The sequence below is a fragment of the Simplicispira piscis genome (genome assembly GCF_054783455.1).
Genome location: NZ_BAAGQN010000007.1, coordinates 509,255 through 528,461 on the forward strand (window position 1 = coordinate 509,255; position 19,207 = coordinate 528,461).

15 protein-coding genes and 1 pseudogene are annotated in these 19,207 nt (G+C 60.3%); 6 read left to right on the plus strand and 10 right to left on the minus strand.

All coding sequences use genetic code 11. The annotated features are described in order from the left end of the window. Nucleotides 1-6: 6 nt before the first annotated feature. From ACYVOC_RS05705 to ACYVOC_RS05715, 3 genes are all read right to left on the minus strand, one after another. Nucleotides 7-1,245: a thiolase family protein gene (locus tag ACYVOC_RS05705; RefSeq protein ID WP_461161145.1), complete on the minus strand. Its 1,239-nt coding sequence runs from the start codon at nt 1,243-1,245 to the stop codon at nt 7-9. Nucleotides 1,246-1,323: 78 nt separating this feature from the next. After that, the gene (locus ACYVOC_RS05710; RefSeq protein WP_461161146.1) at nt 1,324-2,439 is read right to left on the minus strand and encodes a saccharopine dehydrogenase family protein; all 1,116 of its coding nucleotides are present in this window, start codon (nt 2,437-2,439) and stop codon (nt 1,324-1,326) included. 30 nt (nt 2,440-2,469) lie between these two features. Beyond that, entirely contained in the window at nt 2,470-3,705 is a 1,236-nt protein-coding gene (locus tag ACYVOC_RS05715) for an acyl-CoA dehydrogenase family protein (RefSeq protein ID WP_461161147.1), read from the minus strand. A gap of 227 nt (nt 3,706-3,932) precedes the next feature. Here ACYVOC_RS05715 and ACYVOC_RS05720 point away from each other — a divergent pair, with 227 nt between their 5' ends. The 3 genes from ACYVOC_RS05720 to ACYVOC_RS05730 all read left to right on the plus strand — a co-directional run bounded on the left by ACYVOC_RS05720 (nt 3,933) and on the right by ACYVOC_RS05730 (nt 12,640). Then, nucleotides 3,933-6,584, plus strand: a complete 2,652-nt coding sequence (locus ACYVOC_RS05720; protein WP_461161148.1) for a LuxR C-terminal-related transcriptional regulator — start codon at nt 3,933-3,935, stop codon at nt 6,582-6,584. A gap of 224 nt (nt 6,585-6,808) precedes the next feature. Beyond that, entirely contained in the window at nt 6,809-11,125 is a 4,317-nt protein-coding gene (locus tag ACYVOC_RS05725) for an NACHT domain-containing protein (RefSeq protein WP_461161149.1), read from the plus strand. An 18-nt stretch (nt 11,126-11,143) separates the two neighbouring features. Next, nucleotides 11,144-12,640: a hypothetical protein gene (locus ACYVOC_RS05730; RefSeq protein WP_461161150.1), complete on the plus strand. Its 1,497-nt coding sequence runs from the start codon at nt 11,144-11,146 to the stop codon at nt 12,638-12,640. Between the two features lie 421 nt (nt 12,641-13,061). On the opposite strand, the gene ACYVOC_RS05735 is transcribed toward ACYVOC_RS05730, so the two are convergent. The 6 genes and pseudogenes from ACYVOC_RS05735 to ACYVOC_RS05760 all read right to left on the minus strand — a co-directional run bounded on the left by ACYVOC_RS05735 (nt 13,062) and on the right by ACYVOC_RS05760 (nt 15,667). Next, complete coding sequence (locus tag ACYVOC_RS05735) at nt 13,062-13,667, minus strand: alpha-ketoglutarate-dependent dioxygenase AlkB (protein ID WP_461161151.1); 606 nt, start codon at nt 13,665-13,667, stop codon at nt 13,062-13,064. Nucleotides 13,668-13,677: 10 nt separating this feature from the next. Then, a pseudogene (locus ACYVOC_RS05740) lies at nt 13,678-13,950 on the minus strand (hypothetical protein); the annotation flags it as partial. Nucleotides 13,951-14,007: 57 nt separating this feature from the next. Then, a complete protein-coding gene (locus tag ACYVOC_RS05745) occupies nt 14,008-14,235 on the minus strand; it encodes an antitoxin Xre/MbcA/ParS toxin-binding domain-containing protein (RefSeq protein WP_461161152.1) in 228 nt (75 codons plus the stop codon). Nucleotides 14,236-14,447: 212 nt separating this feature from the next. Then, on the minus strand, nt 14,448-14,741 hold the full coding sequence (locus ACYVOC_RS05750) for a hypothetical protein (RefSeq protein WP_461161153.1): 294 nt from the start codon (nt 14,739-14,741) through the stop codon (nt 14,448-14,450). A 262-nt stretch (nt 14,742-15,003) separates the two neighbouring features. Continuing rightward, nucleotides 15,004-15,453, minus strand: a complete 450-nt coding sequence (locus ACYVOC_RS05755) for an HAD domain-containing protein (RefSeq protein ID WP_461161154.1) — start codon at nt 15,451-15,453, stop codon at nt 15,004-15,006. Nucleotides 15,454-15,484: 31 nt separating this feature from the next. After that, a complete protein-coding gene (locus ACYVOC_RS05760; RefSeq protein WP_461161155.1) occupies nt 15,485-15,667 on the minus strand; it encodes a hypothetical protein in 183 nt (60 codons plus the stop codon). Between the two features lie 77 nt (nt 15,668-15,744). Between ACYVOC_RS05760 and ACYVOC_RS05765 the strand changes: the two genes are divergently transcribed. Next, nucleotides 15,745-16,440: a hypothetical protein gene (locus ACYVOC_RS05765; protein WP_461161156.1), complete on the plus strand. Its 696-nt coding sequence runs from the start codon at nt 15,745-15,747 to the stop codon at nt 16,438-16,440. Nucleotides 16,441-16,550: 110 nt separating this feature from the next. Beyond that, complete coding sequence (locus tag ACYVOC_RS05770) at nt 16,551-17,729, plus strand: hypothetical protein (RefSeq protein ID WP_461161157.1); 1,179 nt, start codon at nt 16,551-16,553, stop codon at nt 17,727-17,729. Between the two features lie 179 nt (nt 17,730-17,908). Here the strand turns inward: ACYVOC_RS05770 and ACYVOC_RS05775 are convergent, their stop codons facing one another. Next, the gene (locus ACYVOC_RS05775; RefSeq protein ID WP_461161158.1) at nt 17,909-18,322 is read right to left on the minus strand and encodes an HU family DNA-binding protein; all 414 of its coding nucleotides are present in this window, start codon (nt 18,320-18,322) and stop codon (nt 17,909-17,911) included. Nucleotides 18,323-18,507: 185 nt separating this feature from the next. Between ACYVOC_RS05775 and ACYVOC_RS05780 the strand changes: the two genes are divergently transcribed. Then, complete coding sequence (locus ACYVOC_RS05780) at nt 18,508-19,137, plus strand: hypothetical protein (RefSeq protein ID WP_461161159.1); 630 nt, start codon at nt 18,508-18,510, stop codon at nt 19,135-19,137. Nucleotides 19,138-19,207: the final 70 nt, after the last annotated feature.

The window sequence follows — 19,207 nt, forward strand, 5'->3', positions numbered from 1 at the left end:
TCCTGTTCAGCGGCCCAGCAGCGTGAGACAGGCCACGGCCTCTTCCACACCCGCGAGCCCACCGCCGTTTTCTGCCAGCGCCATGCGCACGCCTGGCACTTGGCGCGCCCCGGCTTCGTCACGCAACTGCGTTACCAGTTCGTACACCTGCCCCAGCCCTGTTGCACCGATGGGGTGCCCTTTGCTTTCCAGCCCCCCCGAGGGGTTGATGGGGATGCGCCCACCCAGGCTCGTTTCACCCCGCTCGGCCGCCGGGCCACCTTGTCCAGGAGGCACCAAGCCCAGCAGTTCGGACTGCAGGATTTCGCCAATTGCCGTGGCGTCATGCACCTCGGCGACGCCCACATCCAGCGGAGCCACGCCTGCCTGTTCGTAGAGCCGGTGCGAGGCCTTGCGCACCAAATGGTTCTCCAGGTCCATCGCCTCGCGCTCAGTGCCTGTCTGCAAGACACAGGCCAGCACCCGTACCGCTCGGCGTGCATCACCTTGCAAACGCTTGAGGCCAGCAGCGTTGCAGACAACAGCCGCCGCCGCACCGTCGCTCACCGGCGAGCACATGGGAAGCGTGAGCGGATAGCTGATAGGCGGCGCTGCCAAAACCTGCTGCACGCTCAGGGCCTCCCGGTACTGCGCCAGGGGGTTGTGCACCGAATGCGCATGGTTCTTGGCTGCCACTGCCGCAAACTGCTGTTGTGTGGTGCCGAACACCTGCATGTGCAGGCGCCCCATGGCTGCATAAATGTCCATGAACACGCTGTAGGGTCGCGGCGACTGGCTGCCCGGCGGTGGCGTGATGCCCTCGCCCATGGCCAACAAGCGCGCCCGACCAGCCTCGGTGTCATGCACGTCCCAGGCACCGTCAAAGGCAGCGAACATGCGTGCCTTGTCATCGCTGCACATCTTCTCGGCGCCCACGGCGAGGACGATGTCGGCCGCGCCGCTGCCCACATGCTGCACGGCCAAGTGCAGAGCCGTACTGGCACTGGCACAGGCGTTCTCCACGTTGATCACGGGAATGCCTTCCACCCCCATGGCGCGCAGCGCGAGTTGCCCGCGCACCATGTGCTGGCCTTCCATGTGGCCCTGCGTGGCGTTGGAGAAATACGCCGCCTGCAGTTGCCGGGCGCTACAGCCCGCATCCTGCAGCGCGGCAGTGACAGCTTGGCGCGTGAGGTCCTTCACGCTCCATTGCGGATGCCGGCCAAAAGGCGTCATGCCGACGCCAGCGATATAGATCGATTCCACGGGATGCTCCCAGAATATTTTTCAAATCAGCCCCCAGCGCCTATCCGTGAGACGCTGGGGGCTATTCATAGAGGAGCGTTACTGGTGTTTGACTTCCCAGGACAGATAGCCTTCGTCCGCCTGCGCTGCAAGCAACTGGCGTGCGCCTAGGATTCGCGCACCCGAGCCAAAGCCCACCGCCTTGAGTTGTTTGCCCAGCACACGTTGTGCCGCCTCGGCTGCAAATACGCCGGTCTGTGAGTAGGCACAACTACCGCGCAGGATGACGCTGACCGACTGCGTGTTGCCACGTGCCTGACACGACACCATCCCACGATGCAGCTCTGGCGTCTCGCGCGGGGGTTCGACCTGCGTGACCTGCTGGCCGATGGTGTTGGTCACCTGCTCCTGCGCGGCAGCATCAAGGTGGCGATAGTCCTTTTCAAACTGCTGCAAGATACCCAGCACGGACATCATCATTTCCTGGTTTCCGAGGGCAAACAGCACCTGGCAGTTCTTGACCTGCGCATCACCGTGGTACCACACAGGCTCACCCGCACCGCCCCAGGGCATGCCTTTCAAGACGCGATGAACACCAGGCACAGCCACGTCATACGCCTGCGCCCAGGGCCACTGCACTAATTCGCCGTTCTTCAGGTAATACATGGGCTTGGTGCACATGCGCAAGAACGACATGGTCGAGGCCACACTGATTTGTGCGTCGCCGTAGTACATCAAATCCAGCGAGTCGATGCCGGGTGTTTCCAGTGCGATTTCGGCGGCGATCGCACCTTCGGTCCACATATAGGAATTGGCCGGGCACAGCGCCAGTTCCTTGCGCTCGAATGCCGCGCCATATTCTCTTTGCAGGAACAGCATCCAGTCCGTTTCACCCGTGGTGTCGAAGTAGTGGCAGCCTGCGTCCAAGGCCGCCTGTACCACCGGCTCACCCAGCTGCATGAAGGGGCCGACGATGTTTAGAACCAGTTTTTTCCCGCGCAGAAGTTCCGTCAGGCTGGCGCGGTCATGTGCCACGCCCACGCACTGGTAGTCATGGCCTTCGAGTTCGGGAATCTTGGCCATCTCGGCCTGCAGGCGGGCGGCGTTGCGTCCGGCGGCGATGAAGGGAATGCCGCGCTGCGCGAGCTTCCACGCGGCAAGCTTGCCGGTGTAGCCACTGGCGCCATACAGAACGACTTGGTATTGCGATGCCATGGTTGTGTCTCCTTGTGGGTTGAATGGGGTTCAGAGCAGGTCTGGGTTTATCAGGTGGTATCCGCCCTTGATGGCGAGGATCTCGTTGCAGCCGTCCTCGATGAGTGAGGCACGCGCATCGCGCAGGATCTTTTCCACCGGGTAGTCGTGTGCCAGGCCGTTGCCGCCGTGCATTTGCAGAGATTCGCTAGCCACCTCGAATGCTGTCTGCGTTGCCGTGACCTTGGCTGCCATGGCCGCCTGCAAAGCCATGGCCGGAGTCTGGAAGTTGTAGTGCAGCACCCGGCGCGAAAGCGCACACGCGGCCTCGACCTTGCGGAACATGTGGAACAGCCGGTACGCCACCGACTGGTGGCGGATGATGGGTACGCCCCCCGCCTTGCGCTCATGTGCATAGGTCAGCGCCAGGTCGTAGGCCGCACGCGCACAGCCGGTGAAGGTGGCTGACATCAACCCGTTGGCCAGTGTGTGCACCAGATAGGTCGCTTGCTGGTACTGCTCCGGACCGGCCAGCAGGTGCTCACGCGACAAGCGCACGTTGTCGAAGTAAATCTCGCCCTGGTTGAGCGCACGCTGGCCCATTTTGTCCAGCGGCTTGCCGCGTGTGATGCCAGGCGTGTTCATGGGTACGATGACCACCGCGCCGTTCCGCGTATCCGGCCCGCTGCCAGTGTCACAGGCGGCATACAGGATGCCGACCTGTCCGATAGTGCCGTTGGACACCCAGGCCGACTTCTGGCCGGTAATGACGAGCTCATCGCCCTTCACCGTCACCACGCAATTGGGTCGCCCGTACTCACCCTGGGGGTGGAAGATCATGCGCGCCGGATCCAGCGCATCGCTGCCATGGTCGGGCTCCGTGATCATCCAGCAGCCCAGTTTGGCATCCGTGGCGATGCCACGACAAAAACCATTGCCCAGGATGACGCTGATCATGGCGGGAATCAATCCAGCTCCTATCGAGATTGCCAGACCCGAATCGCCCCAGCCCAATTCCTCGAACAGGATGGCCATGGTGCGTGCACGTTCAAACGGTTCCAACGCCAGCAAGTCGTCCACGCCGAACCCCAGCATCGCGAACTGGCGGTAGACGTCCCATAAGGGGGAGTTCGGAGCAATGACTTCTTCTGGCGTCATGCGATCGAGCTTGCGCCCAACGGGGCGCAGCACCTCGGTAGCAAAACGCCGCACGGTGGCTTGGACGGCTGCTGCGGTGTCGGAAAAATCGGGCTCGGCGCCCAAGGGCGTCAACGGAACATAGGCCATGTGTGTCTCCTGTGGTCTGTGAAAAATCCTGTGCCGCCACTGTAGAAATTGCTCCCTTCCCGCTCCATCCCCCAGTTGGCGTGGTGTTGGAACGCCAATGGGGGATGCCGTGGGGGATATGGCAGGTGATAGGACAAGCCCTCTCACGGTCGCTGAGTGGTGCTGACTAGACTCGCGTCATGCCCAGCAGCACATCGGACATGTTTCTCCGTACCAAGATCAGGGTTATGCGGCCACCTCCAGGCACCATCACACGCCAGCGCTTGGACGGCGTACGCACCGAAGCACTGCAAATGCGGCTGGTGACGCTCACTGCCCCTGGCGGCTTTGGAAAAAGCACTCTGGCGGCTACCTGGGTAGCGCATTGGCAGGCGCAGGGGCACCACTGCACATGGCTGAGCCTGTCACAGGACGACGACGAACCTGCTCGCTTCCTGCATGGCCTGACCCAGGCCCTGCAACGCCTGGGGCAAGGTGTGGGCGATGCTGCCCTGGCCCTGCTGCAGGGTCGGGCACTGGCGGCGCCGCGCTCCGTGGTGTCGCTGCTGCTCAACGACCTGGAATCCTTCGATGGCGAAGCCGTCCTGGTGTTGGACGACTACCATTGGCTGCACGATCCAGCCATCCACGAAGCGATGGCCTTCCTGATCAACCATGCCCCGCCCCAATTCCACCTCGTGATCACCTCGCGTGTGGCGCCGCCGCTAGCGCTGGCCCGGCTGCGCGCGCATGGTCAGTGGCTCGACGTGGACGCAACCGCGCTTCGCTTCGATGAGGAGGAAACCTCACGCCTCCTAGCCACGGCCTGCGCACAAGCGCCCACGCCAGAGCAATCCGCGCGGCTCCATGCCGGCACCGAGGGCTGGGCAGCAGCCCTGCGTCTGGCCGCGCTCAGCCAAAGTCTCACTGGTGCCTACGACACCGACGGCACGCGGAGCAGCTCATCGGTGTTCGCTACCCTGTTCGAGGATCTGCTGGAGAGCCTGCCGACGCCCACCGTGCGTTTCATGGCGCAGACTGCGGTGCTCGAACGCATCCACCCCGACTTGTGCGACGCCGTATGTGACAGCAAGGACAGCGCCGCTCAGATCTCCGTGCTGTTGCAGTACCACCTGCTGACCGAGCCCATGGACGGCGAAGGCCGGTGGCTTCGCTACCACCTGCTGCTGCGTGAGCATCTGCTTGCCAGCGTAACCCAGCGCCTGGGTGTGGATCCGCGCCTGATGCATCAACGGGCGGCACACTGGTTCGCACAGCAAGGCGCGTGGACCGATGCGGTACGCCACGCCCTGCACGCGGGCGATAGTCATCAAGCCATCACGTGGCTGGCACATTGCTGCATGGCGCTGGTGAAATCAGGTGACCTGTTGACGTTGCTCAGCTGGCGCAAACAACTTTCGCCAGAGCTTCTGCACACACAACCTCAAGTGCAACTCGCCGTCGCCTGGGGACTGGCGCTGGCCATGCGCTTCTCGGAGGCTGCCCCATTGCTGGACGAAATTGAGCATGCTGCGCACCAGACGCTTGAAGGCCAGGCCCTGCACGACACGCTGGGGGAATGTCTGGCGATCCGTGCCGTCAATGTCGCACTGCAGGATGACTCCCTCCAGGCCGACGCCATCGCACAGCAGTGGCATGCGCGCGGCCACGTGGGCGACGCCTTCACACGCAACGTCATGTCCAATGTCATGCGCTACGTGTACTGGAAAAGCGGTGATCTGGTACGGGTGTACGAGCAACCCTGGGTGGTCAACCCGCCCGGCGACGAACAGCAGATTGCGTTTTCCACGGTGTATCGACAAACATTGCTGGGTTGCATCGAACTGCAGAAGGCACGCCTGGGTTTGGCTGAACGCCATGTCCGCGAAGCGCTGCGCTGCGCGCACAGCCATGGTGACGCGCACTCGGTTTCCATGGCATTGGCAGCACCGCTGATGGCGATGCTGCACTACCAGCAGGGCCGATTTTCGGATGCCGAAGGACTCCTCACTCCACTTTTGCCACTGATCGACAACACTGCTATGCATGAGGCTTTGGCCCAGGCTTACCAGGTGCTGGTGAACACGGCGTACCTGCAAGGGCAGCATGGCCGAGCCTTTGAGTTACTGGAGCGAGCCGAGGCCATGGGCTACAACCGAGGCTGGGATCGGCTGGTAGGTACCATGTTGCTCGAACGCATCCGCCTCCTGGTCTTCGAAAGGCGAATCGATGAGGCCAATGCCACCGCCATTCGGATCCACCGCCTGGCGAGCCAAGCGCAAGCCAATCCACCATGCGCACGCTCGGATCTGCTGGTGCTGCGGGACATCGCGTCGGCGCGCATTGCCTTAGCCAACCAGCGGATCAGCGAGGCGCGTTCCACACTTGCAAGCCTGCTGCAGGTAGCGCAGGCTACATCGCAGGATCTACGTGCACTGCAGATCGGGACTTGCCTGGCAATTGCCCACATGGCAGGGGGAGAACAAGAGGCATGCTTTACACAACTGCGCACCGCCCTCCAAATTGCACACCGTAGTGGCGCCCTGCGCAGCGTGCTTGACGAAGGCGAGGAACTCTATGGTCTGTTGCCACGCTTCCTGGTCTCCCGAGAATGCGATGGCGAATTGACCGACTACGTGCGCGGCCTTCTAGCATCCATCCATAGGGGCTATCGTTCTACTGCCGAAGCGCGCAGCGTGTTGACAGTACGCGAAATCCGGGTAATTGAACTCGTTGAGCAGGGCAGCTCAAACAAGGACATCGCGCGCGCCATGGACATCTCCACCGAGACAGTAAAGAGCCATCTGAAAAACATCTTTGAGAAACTAGGCGTGCAGCAAAGGTCACAGGCCGTCTTGATGGCACGCTCACTTGGATTGATGTCAAGTGCGAACGAATAATGGAGGTGCGTACGTTTAGATGTCGCCCAAAATTCCGAGCTGAGCCTGAAGTCGGCTCCGCAGCGGTTGCGGCCATTCGCCTACGTAAAGCCAACGTCCGCTAGACAACGGTTCGTAGCCTTGAAGACGCCGTGTCGATCGGGCTCAGCGATCTCTCAGTCAGACTGGCGACGACGGGTACAGTTAAAAGTCAAACAAGCGCTGGCCGCTGAGCCCTAATCAAGATGAATCGCACTTTCAAGGCCCTGCGAACACCCTCCACCAAAGACGATGCATTCGAACTTTCTTGGGGTGAACGCTTCGACGAATCCGGTGTCAGCTGGGACGAGTTGCTTAAGTCGCAACGCATTCTCATGGTCTCGGAGGCAGGCGCTGGCAAGACGTATGAGTGCGAGTCGAAGGCGAGGGAACTCTTCGACCGGGGCGAGCCAGCGTTCTTCCTGTCTCTCGAAAGCGTTGCATCCGCAGGCGTCGTCGGCACCCTTTTCGGAGATGAGCAACAGCGGTTCACCGACTGGTTGGCATCCTCATCACAGATTGCCTACTTCTTCCTCGACTCTATCGACGAACTTCAGCTCGTTCATCGTTCGTTCAAAGACGCACTACGTCGATTTGCACATGACATTCGGGGAGCAATGGGGCGAGCCACGGTGGTCGTCACCGCTCGCCCAGTGCCCATCGATCGCCAGGCGTTCAGGGACATCCTGCCCGTGCCGGCGCCAGTGCGGCGCGAAGACCCGCAAGAGGATTTCATCCGCATCGCCATGGATGGACCGAGCAAGACCATCGATGACGACCCGCCCGCCATCCGAGAGGTCGAGTTGCTGCCGCTGACCGGACCGCAGATCATTGAGTTTGCGCGATACCGAGGCGTTGAGAATCCAGAGGCTCTGCTGGCAGCCGTTGACGCCAAGCATGCCAGGGAGTTCGCTCGCAAGCCGCAAGACCTGATCGAGCTTTGCGACGACTGGAGAGAACATGGGGGACTTCGTGCGCATTTCGAGCAGATTCAGTCCCATGTGCGCGCTCGGCTCGCTGCTCGCCCCGAGCGGCGTGAAAAGACGGAGCTTTCACCTGCGAAGGCGCAGATCGGCTCGCAGCGCCTTGCGCTCGCGGTCATCTTGAGTCGGCGCTTGACCATCCGGCACAGCGCTGGATCGGACGGCGACTCGTCAGGCGCTGCGCCGATCGATCCGCGTGAGTTGCTGGCGGACTGGGGCCCCAACGAGGTGTTGACGCTCTTGGAGCGCCCGATCTTTGTCGAGGGCGGATACGGCAGGGTCCGGTTCCACCATCGGTCGGTGATGGAGTTTCTCGCAGCCCGCCAGATCCATGACCTCATCGAGGCAGGGCTGCTGGTCCAGTCGGCTGCCTGCCGCATGTTGTTCGGACTCACGGGTTCGAACGAGACGATCCTCCGGCCGTCGATGAGGCCCGTGGCCGGGTGGCTTGCCTTGCTGCGGCCCGACATGTTCGATCGGGTGGTCAAGATCGAGCCGGACGCCCTGCTGACCCAGGGCGACCCTGAGTCGCTCACGGATCTGCAGCGGGAGCGCGCGTTGCTCGGCTTCGTGGCGCGATACGGCAAGGGTCATTGGCGTGGCCTCGAAGTGCCGAATCTGCAGGTGGCGCGGCTGGCGCAGCTTGGCCTCGCCGGCACGGTGCAATCTGCCTGGGCTGCTGGCGTCGAGGCGCCTGAGGTCAGGGAACTGCTGCTCCGGCTTGTGAGCGCCGGCCACATGCAGGCGTGCGCAGACCTGGTTGCACACGTTGCAGCGGACGCATCTTGCAGCGATCGCGAGCGATTCGAGGCATTGCAAGCGCTTGCGGCCCTGGGCGATTCCCGCCTTGCACCGATGGTCGATGCAATCGTCATGCTGGCGCCGGGGTGGTCCGAACGACTGGCGCGTTGGGTCGGGACGATGCTGTATCCGGAACACGTCACCGAAGCCCAACTCGTTCAGCTCTTGGCGAGGGTGCGCAGCGAAAAGAGGGATCGTGGGGGCTACGCAGACAGTGTCGCCCGGGTGATCCAGAAGGCCGACTTGAACCAAGCCCGCCTTGAAGCCTTGTTGCCCGATGTGCTTCGGCTTGCACGCGGGGGGATGACGGCGGTCGAGGAAGAGTTTCAAGAGGCCGATGGGCGGCTTGAAATGTCGAGCATCCTGCGCTCGCTGTGCCTCAGGTTGCTCGAACTTGGAAGCGTTAGCGAGACACTGATCGCGGCCTCGGTTCTTGCAAGGCGGTCGACCGACGCGTCCTCCGGCCTGGGGAAGGGCAAGACCGAACTGAGTGCGCTGCTCGACTCGCTGCCGAATGATTGGCGACCGCGGGTCTTCGGGGCAGATCTGGCCTGTGTGGAATCGCTTGGCGGCGATCGCAGTGCCAGGTACCGACTGGTTCGCATCGTCTATGACGGAGCACTGAATTACACCTTAGAGCGGGACGGCCCGTGGGTACGGGCAGCGCTGGCCGACGTACAGATGTCGCATGAGCGTCGAGCGGTTCTGTTGCACCTGGCCGCGCACCTCCACGCGATCGAGGGAAGCCTCAAGGACGGCGAGGGCGCTCTTCGCGGGGCCGTGGCTGACTCGAACGCGCTGACCGACGAGTTGAACTCGATCGTCGCGTCGAACCAGCCAAGCCCTGAGTTCCTGAAGATGCAGGAAGAGCAGCGGAAAAGGCAAGAGCGCCAGGCCAAGAAGCGTACCGACGAGCGGGATGCCTGGGCCCGGATCAGGCGAGAGCTGGCTGAGCAGCCCGCGCTGGCGCTAGGGCCCGGTCGCAGAGACAGCACGATCTGGCATATCTGGCTGGTCTTGCGCAAGCTGGGCCAAAACGGCGACGAGGGGCGATGGGATCGTGCGTTCTTGATCTCCCAGTTCGGAGGCAACATCACAGACAAGCTGAGGCTTGCCTTGATGGCCTACTGGCGCGGCATGCGCCCGACGGTTCGATGTGAGCGTCGACTCGGAGAGGAGAACACCTATCTCGTCGTGTGGTCGATCGGCTTGATCGGCATCTATGCGGAAGCAGAAGATCCTCTCTGGGCGACCAAGCTGACGCGCGGCGAAGCGGAACTCGCTGCTCGCTATGCCATGCTGGAGCTCAACGGCCTGCCCAGGTGGCTGGGCAACCTCGCGAAGGCGCACCCCACCGATGTGGAAACCGTAGTTGGCGCCGAACTGCTCGACGAACTACTCGACGCGGGCGGCGATTCAGGGTGGCACTCGATGGTGCTGCAGTCCCTGCGGAGCGGCACGCAGGATGTTGCTCAGCTGCTTCTGCCTCGTCTCGTTGGCTGGCTCGCATGGTCTGGCTTGACATTGATGCAGCTTCCGCATTCGCCGACGAACGAAAAGAAGCTGTCCCAGGTTGTGAGCGTGCTGCTGGAGCACGCCGGCCCAGAGATCAAAGGTCCTTTGGAGGAACTGGCTGCAGCTCAGGTGCGTGCAGCCGGCACCGGCCCGTACTTGCTTTTCTGGCTGCCGGTCTTGTTCTCGCTCGCTCCGTTGCACGGTGTGGAGAGCACGCTTCCCGTTCTGGCAACACTTCCCGTGGAGCCTAACGGGACAGCAGTTCGTATCATCGGTTCACTTTTCAGTGAGCGGACTGACCCAGGGTTTACCGATTGGCTCTCCAAGCTGGCGCCTGACCAGTTGCTCCAGCTGACGCTTGAGTTTCATCGGCACGTGAGTTCGGAAGACGACCTCGTCCACGACACCGTCTATTCGCCCGGAGCTCGCGATTTTGCTGAGAACGGGCGTCGGCACATCTTCGATGCTCTGATGAAGGTAAGCGGACCGGAGGCTCTCGGCGCAAAGCTTGCTCTGGCGGCCGATCCGCTCTTCGAGCGCTTGCGAGATCACATCGCGGCGTTGGCTCAGGAGCGCCTTGCTGCAGAGATTGACTCCAGCGCCTGGACACCGACGGAGGTGGCCACACTTCTGGCCCGCAAGGAGCTTTCACCCAAGACCACAACCGACATGGCGCAGTTACTGGTCGATCGGCTGGACGACCTTCAGGAACTGTTGCTCAGGGACACATCGCCGCGGGCTGGCTGGGCGTCTATCAACGACGAGAACACGCTGCGGCCCATGATCGCGCACGAACTGGAAGTTGCATCGCGGCAGGCCTACACCGTAGACCAGGAGGCTGTGACCGCTGATGGCAAGGAGACCGACATTCGTCTGAGGGCTGTCTCGGGGTACCAAGCGACTATCGAACTGAAGATCGGTGAAAAGGGAAGATCCGCCCGAGAGTTGTGCGACACGATCGACGACCAGTTGGTCAAAAAGTACATGGCTCACCGGGACGCGCGTACCGGCTGTTTGCTCGTGTCGGTGGCTGATCCGGGCAAATTCTGGCTGCACCCCGAGACAAACCAACGCATCGATCGCTTTGGCCTGCAGACTCTCCTTCAGGCAAAGGCGGAGGAGGCGCAGCGAAGACTCGGCGGGGATGCGCGGGTTCTCGCTCGCGTGCTGGACCTGGTGCCTCGCCTGTTTACGGAGAAGCAGGCAGCAGGCTCAGCCCTCTGACGATTTACGGACACCAACATGACAGAACGAACCGTTGGACCCCACGAGTTCTGGCTTCAGACCTGCGGTCTCGACACCCATCGTCGCGGACCTAACTACGCCCGGCTGGATACGCCATGGAACGCATTCACCGCTGACGGTACCAAGCTGGTCTGCACTCTTTGGGTAGATCTGATCGTTGATGTCCATGACTCCGAGTTGGGCCGGGTGCGTCGTTTCGTGAAGATGGGGGGGCGGTCCCGTCGATGGAAGGGCGTTGGCATGCAACACGGCCAGCAGGCCCGCGCCAACCTGAACAAGGCCGTTGCTGAGAAGCTCCCGATCTTCGGTTTCGAGGCCGAGCCCAACACGGCCGCCTTGGCGCGTGGTGAGCGGTCAGTCAAACACTTTTTTCTCGACCGGGCACATCAGCTGCAGGGGCGAATCGGCCTCAGTCTGTACGAGCTCGAGCAAAGGCTCCACATCGAAGATGCGTTCAGACAGCGTGGGCTTGCTGATGCGGAAGATCCGAATCTTTCTTCATCGTTGTTCGAGTTGGTGGAGGCCACCACTGAAGTACCGGGAGCCGATGGTCTTGCGAGCGGGGAGGAAAGCGAAGAGCACGAAGTCATTCAGCCGCTAGAAGGCAACCTGTCGGCTGACGACTACGCCCGCATGGCTCTGCCCATACTTGTGGCCCATGTGCTTCAGCAGCAAGACGGTGTCATGGTGCCGATCACGTACCGCCGTCTCGCTGAACTGCTTGGTAGGCGGAACAAGCATGGCGCGCCCTGGGCGCGCGGACTGGGCTTCGTATTGGGTAGGGTCACCGCGTTGATCGAAGGCACACGCGACCGATTGCCAGAGTCTCCGCCTTTCCTGACTAGCATTGTCGTGCTGTCGAGTGGCCCCAATGTGGGCTTGCCCGACAAGGGCGTGAGTGGTGTCTGGCCCGGTTACGAGGCGATGTCCCGAGACGAGAAGCGAGCCAAGATTGCCGCCGAGTTTCAGCGTGTCATCGCGTATGGAAGTCGGTGGAACGAAGTGCTTCGACTGGCGGGGTTGCCCGCGATCGAGCCACCGGTCGGCCTAGGTGGGAAGCAACTTTCAGGTGGTTGGGGCGGCGGGGAGTCCGAAGCGCACTTGGCGCTGAAGCACTACGTGCGCGACCATCCCGAACTGGTGGGAGCGGGAGCTGATTGGGAGGCCAAGGTCGAGTACGCGCTGCGCTCGGCCGACGAGTTGGATGTCATGTTCAGGTCGGATCGGACCTGGATTGGAGTCGAGGTGAAGTCCAGGATCTCCGAGGGGAACGCTGCTGACTACGAGCGGGGCGTTTACCAGGTCGTCAAGTACCGAGCCGTCCTTGAGGCGCAGGCTCTAGCCGATTTTCCGGACGCTCAACTGGAGATTCGTGTAGTGCTGCTCCTTGAGCGAGAACTTCCTGCCGCATACCGCGCTTTGGCAACTCAGTTGCGGGTGACGGTCATTGAGGGAGTTGTCCCTACCAACGATAAGACAGAGCCCAACGCCTGAGTCGGTAATTCAACCTGCTTCAGGTGGCATCAGTCTTCCAGCGGAAGACTCCGAAAGACTGCTCTCAGCCTAAAACTGTCAGATGGCTAAAAAACACCTTGCGTCCAAAGTGACATCGTTGCTGCGTCCATTCACACATCGTAAGAACGCTTATTGATGCCTAAATGAGACTGCGCTATGTATCGGGTTCGCTGAACCACCTACTGAACTGCGAAAAACACGGGCGTGCGAGCAACTCGGATTCATGAAACTCCCCGAAAATATCTGGTGAGGTCGATCTGCTCGTTGGCATTTGTGGACGCTAACTTTGACCTGCGTTGCGCCATGTACCCGCTCAATGCGAAACATCTGCCACGGCCGTTTCGGAAGTACTGCCGTCTCCTCGACCGCCAAAACATGAAAATGGCACCAACCCGGTCCGTCACGCCAAGCGTTCCTCACACCACGCTTCAGCGAGTTTTGTCCTGAAGGTTATCGACCACCTCAACTCCGCAGTCGGCGCCACACAGTGCTGCCACCGCCACCTCGCATCACCAGCCATCCGGTAGATCGACCTCGGAGCGACGTCAAGCTGCACCACCTTGCGCGTATTTGGCGCGTCCGGATAGGGCCTGAACTTAAGCGTGGCACGCCCACCCAGCGACACCCCCACAATGGTTTCAAAGTCAGGTACATCCCGATGCCATCCAAGGGGTGTACCCGACGCGTACTCCGCCACCAGTGCGTGGACAAGGTCGCAGGGGTCGGCTCCTATCCACCGAGCCACCTTGTCCCGCAGGCCATGCAGCCTCGGGTCCAGCACAATCCCGGGCAGCAAGCGATTGGTATCAAAGTCAAAAGATCCACCAAAACTCACCACGCGCCGCCGCGCCAGATACTGCTTGTACCTGGCCGCATGCAGCGGCAGCGTGTTGATCACGGCGATCAGCTCCAGCTCTTCCTCCTGGCTCAGGAATTCAGACTGATACACCAGTCCCTCAATGGAGGACTCGATGGGTGTCTCGCCAAACAACTGTGCCTGCGTCATCGCCCTTCCCTCACTTGAAATCCCGGCTCTCGGTAGCGAGCCGCCCCAGTATCGGCGACAGGTCCGCCAGCCTGTCCGCAATCAGGTTGCACACATCCCCCTCGCGCTGCCAGTGCCCCTTGACCGCTAGCAACCGCGAGCCGAGCAGCACCTCCCGTTGTTTCTCCTTTATGTGCCGTCACACGATGACCTGCGTGGACCCATGCTCATCCTCCAGCGACACAAAGATCGTCCCCTTGGCGGTTTCGGGCAACTGCCTGAGGGTAACGATACCCGCGGAACGGTAGGGGTGGGTTGTTTCCAATCGGTTGATGACTAATGGGGAGCACCACAATTGCCCTCAGGAATAGGCACCGGACTGCGCGCGCAGAAGATGGCTACGCACCAAATCCAGCCCGCCGGGTTCGCTGAGAACATCCAGCGGACGACGATGACCAAATGCCGGCGCCAATTCCAACAGCCATTGGTCAAGCCAGGACAGCGCGTCAAAACCTACTGGCGTTCCTGACTCATCGACCATACGCTGAACAAGTTCGGAGAGGGTAGCGATATCGTCTTCGAGAACCATGGTTTATTCTGATCTGCACGCCAGATGAATGCAATGCACTCGTTCGTGCAAAGTGTCTTGAATTGAAGGGAGTTCCCCGCCCGACCACCGCCAGCACGACGAACTTGGAGGCGATGAACTGCATTGGGCGATTCAGCGAATTGCACGCTGGCTTTGGGCGGACATATGAAAACTGCCTTGGCCGTCGGCTGGGGGACCCGAGTGGGTGGGGTTTATTTTGGGCGTGCGAGTACCGCGCGCGCTGCTGCAACTATCGCGGCTGAGATCAGGCTGATCTGCAGCCATGCCACCAAGAGCAAGATGTCGAGTTGCTGTCCTCCTCGCTCTAAGTCATCTGGTGCCACAGGCTCCGACAGAATCGCTGCAACATTGAATGATGGCAGCGTCATCTTCATCAGCAGATTGATTGCCGGGGCAGAACCCATCGCTGCTGAGACGTAAGTGGCAATCATCAGGGCGGTACCGATAAGCAGGCCGAGCAGGATGGGTTTGATGAGGCGGAGCATGAGCGAATGTAGCAGGGCGCCAGAAAGAAAAATCTTCGATGGACGGGCTCCAGATGCCGTCCCTTCCAGTTTAGGCATCACTGATGGAAACGGGCCGACAGAAAGTGCCACATCAACGCTGACACAGACCGTGAAAATGCTTGCGTCTAGGTAGATTTCTCCCTGAATGCCCCCCCGTTCCGACGCTCACGCACGATGCCCATGATCTGATCGGCCACTCGAATCAGATGCACTGCAGTCATGAAGAGGGAATTGTTTGGCACTACAACCTGCGTAGTCGCTCGCCTAGTTCTTGTGCCATGGAATGGGTTAAGCCGGTCTTGCCGTCCACCAAAAAAAGCGACCGATTGAATGGACGATAAAGCCAGGAGCGATCATCGATAGCCAACCATGGGAATGCAACTCGGTCATGTGCGCGCAGCCATGCTTGGCATTCCGCCTCCCTTGGGTATCCGACCAATGAATCCGGAATGTCATTGAGTTTCTCAAGCTGCGCTGTGACACCGACAATTCGCGGGGAAAAATCGTGAGAGAAGTGCGCCCGCAATACATCAATTGGAGTCTGAAGGCGCCACGTGCTGGCGATCACAATTTCGCAATCCGGGACTTTGCGCAACACCTCTTCGAACAGAGGAAGGCAACAAAAATGCTTGGATTCATGACAGAACTCCGGATGCAGCACTCCATCGAAGTCCAAGAAAACGGTTTTCATATAGATTCACACACTATCAGTTGGCCGTCACTCAGGAGCCATCTTCGCTAATACAGATGACCTCGCGACAAAGCTGGTCGAGCTCTTCGAGGCGCTCATAGTCTGGACTGCCAAATTCTCGACCCACAGGTGCAATGCGATCCCAGTCCTGCAGCAGATCCTGCAGCTCCCTGTCACCCATATCATTCGTGGTGGTAGCCTGGGCTTTTGTCATCGCCATACATCCCTCGCAGGTTGTGTCCTGACCAATCGCGCTGAGTGTTCACATCGTTCCTTTAGGTAAGGATCCGCATGAAGAATCCGCATTATGAGTATCTGGGCAGGCGCATGCGTGAGTACCACCGCACGCACCAGTGGCGCCTGTCAGAGGGTGGCCTGTACATCCCTCATGCGTACTGGAACATGGGGCCTGACAGCCTTTCGTACTGGGATGATGTGGGCTTCATCCTCAATGGACGGCGCATCATGGTGTGGTGGCGGCATCCTCGGGACATCTTCAAAGAAGCCATCTGCTCTATGGCTTGGGAAGAGGCTGGTGACGGTCCCCGGGATCGCTGGCTGACCGAAGGGGGAACCCAGAACTACAAGAAAGTTGGCAAATCAGGCCGACGGAAAAAGCGGAGCAGTTACACCAGTCGCGAGCCTTCGGAGGCGCAGAGCCAACACTACGCCAAGCTATCCCAGATTGAAGAACGGTTGATGCGGGATGGGATCGACCAGGAAGTTCGCACGTCATGGAAATGGGAGCGCCTCAGTTGGGCCATGGGCGTGACCCTGGTGGCACCGCTTGAAGTGCGCAATGAGCAAGAAGTCGCAGAAGTGGCCTACCTGGCCCGCAACCTCATCTTGCGCAAAACCACGTTGGCAGAGGAATTCCCGGGCTTTGTGTACGACAGAGCGAGCTGGCTGCGCGATCAAAGTCGCGAGCAAACAACCGTGTCTTCCTCCTTGGCAAGGATGCCATGCCATGGACGGCAGCAGTCGTAGACAGCAGGTGTGTAACCGACGGCTCGCAGCCTGGAGCAGTCGCGTTGCTTACTTGTCTAGTTTTCAAAACACGCCCAAGATTGCGCGGCAGAGGGTAAAAGGGAGGATTCATGAAGCAATGTCTTGCTGTGCGCCGCTTCGCGGCTGCTGTCGTGACAGTTTGCATGTTGCCGTCTATTGCGTGTGCGTTCCAAATATTGCCACGCATCACGGATGTCGATCGCAAGCTGGCCAATCTTGGCGATAGTCAACTGATGGATGGAATTGGGCAATGGGTTGTCGGTAATGCGCTGCCAATGATCAAGAACCCTGTTCATGAAGCCATCACACTCAATGCGCTCGACTGCATAGTGCAAGCAGGCTTCGAATCCCAGTGCCTCACGCCAGATGCCATTCGTCAGAACCAGGTGCTGCTGTATGGGGTGCGTTGGCCAGACGATCCGCCATTTGGTCTGAGCAAGTCCGCGCCTCCGCGCGTTGTGGACTGCAATCCCAAGGTGACGTTACGTTCGACCTCTCAGCCGAAATGTTGGAAGACATTGTTCTCCGATGCGGACAAGACGGCTAAGCAGCGAATCACAGTCAAACCGGGTGAGCCGGCCTTCGGACCTGGCGACTATCTGCTGTATCGGTCACATTTCGGGGACCTGCAGTTCTTCCATTCCATGGCTGCGTTTGATGGTGAGGCCGCCTCGGATACGGTGCGCCGCATGAAAATGTGGGCGCAGTTTTTGTGGGGCATCGGGACCAGCACCATCCCCAAAGATCGCTTCATCAGAACTGTCGGGGTGGAGCAGTTGGAACGCTACTTCCCAGGCGACCTGACCGCAATCAACCTGTTTGCGACAGGAATTGTCGAAGTACGGAAAGACCTGGACAAGGTGGCGATCGGCGTTCTATTGCATATGTTGCAGGACAGCTTTTCCGAAGCGCATGCCGGACGCAACGCGGAGACGGGAGCGACATGCGAATTCGCTCCACGGTTTGCTCAGCCAGGAAGCATTCGGCAGTTCTACAGTTATGCAGGCCAATCAGGCAGCTTGCATGACCATGAAGACACGTTCAACGCGTTAGGCATTCAGACACTGCAATTCAGCCCGAGCGTTGTTGATGTGAGCCGAGCATTTCTGACGTTGTGGCAGGAGAAGGCCTCTTGGGCTGACGCTGAGAAGTACTTCGATTGCGCCTTCGCGCTTGAGAATCCAAGTACCAAGGCGGGGCCTGGCCCCTTCATCAAGGAAGCCGAGACACGTCGGGAAGCAAAGTCCAACGATTCCAACTGGAACTGACCGCTAGTCCCATCCGGTGTGCGGATGAAGGCCAGTCATAGCGAAAGTCTCATAGCACTCTGCCTATCGCTCGCCGCCATTTCTTGCGGGGCACGACCGCCGCGTTAACCGCGCTGTCGCTACATCTGCTGGAGTGAGCAATTGGCGCTGCTCATGGGCAGCGCCAAGTTGCACAGGGCTCAGAGCGTCGCGTCCTTGAGCTTCTTCAGTGCGCGCGTCTTGATCTTGACCGATGCGGGCTTGGCGGGGAACCAGCGCTCTTCGCCGGTGAACGGATCCTTGCCAAAGCGCTTCTTCTTGGCGGGCACTTGCTGCAGGCCGATCTTCATCAGGCCGGGCAAGGTGAATTCACCGGAGCCCTTTTTGTGCACTGAGCCCAGGATCGCCGACTCCAGCGCAGCGAGCACGGCCTTGGCGGCCTTGGGCTCGACGCCCGATTGCTCGACCAAATGCGCCACCAGGGTGGTCTTGTTGAAAACCGTCTTGATGGGCTTGACGGCTGCCACGGGCTTGACCACAGCGGCCTTTTTGGCAACGGGTGTCGGCTTTGCGGTCTTCTTGGCGGGGGCGGGAGCTTTCTTTGCAGTGGCCATGCTGGATCTCTTGAGGTCAAAGGGTGGAGGTTCTCTGGCTGGGGAGTCCAGACAGACGAATCGATTCTAGGAGCAGGGCAGGACTGAGGCGCGCTCAGCAGGACTGACCTTGTTTCCATACACTCGAATTTTTCACGAAATCACTGCAGGCTGCTCAGTCGGCAGTGATGCACTCTGGAGCCTCTATGTCTATCGCCCCTTCGACGTTACTTGCACTGCAGCAGGCTGGTGAAAGCCTGTATGCAGCTCGACAAGCATTTGCCCAGGAAGCACAACTGAACGCGAACCGTCTAGTTGGTATCGTCGCCAGCGAACCCTTCAGCAATGAAGCTGATCGCGCCTATGCACAGTTACGCTCCATTGCCCGGATGGCGCACGAATTACAGGCGCTGGAAGAGCAACTCAAGACCATGTACGGATCTGCAGCGGAACTTGTTGCAGCCGACACGCCGGTATTGGTGGCGCTCTCTGATCGCAGCTCTCGCTCTCGTGGACGTGCAAACGCTACAAGCGTTCAAAGTGCGGAGGATGTGGTCGTGAAACCTGCGCGGCAGAAAAAGGCGCTCAAGAGCAGGGCGCCGGTTAAGACAGCCACCTCACCAGCAAGCCCGCCTCGGCGTGTGAGTGCCAACGATGAAAAGGTGTTGGCCTATCTCAAGACGGTCTTGGATCGGCGCAGCTGGAAGGCCTTTTCTCATGCGGCAGTTGCACAAGGAGCAGGGATTCCGCTGGGCTCGGTAGGTTTGGCAATCCGCCGCGTGATCGCTTTGGGTACGGTACGCGAGGGGCAAAAGGGGAGTTATCGGCTGGCTTGACGGAATGCGAGTCGAGCGGAATCCGGGAACTCTGGGTGTTTACGACTTTAGTCGGCACCACTCAAAAATT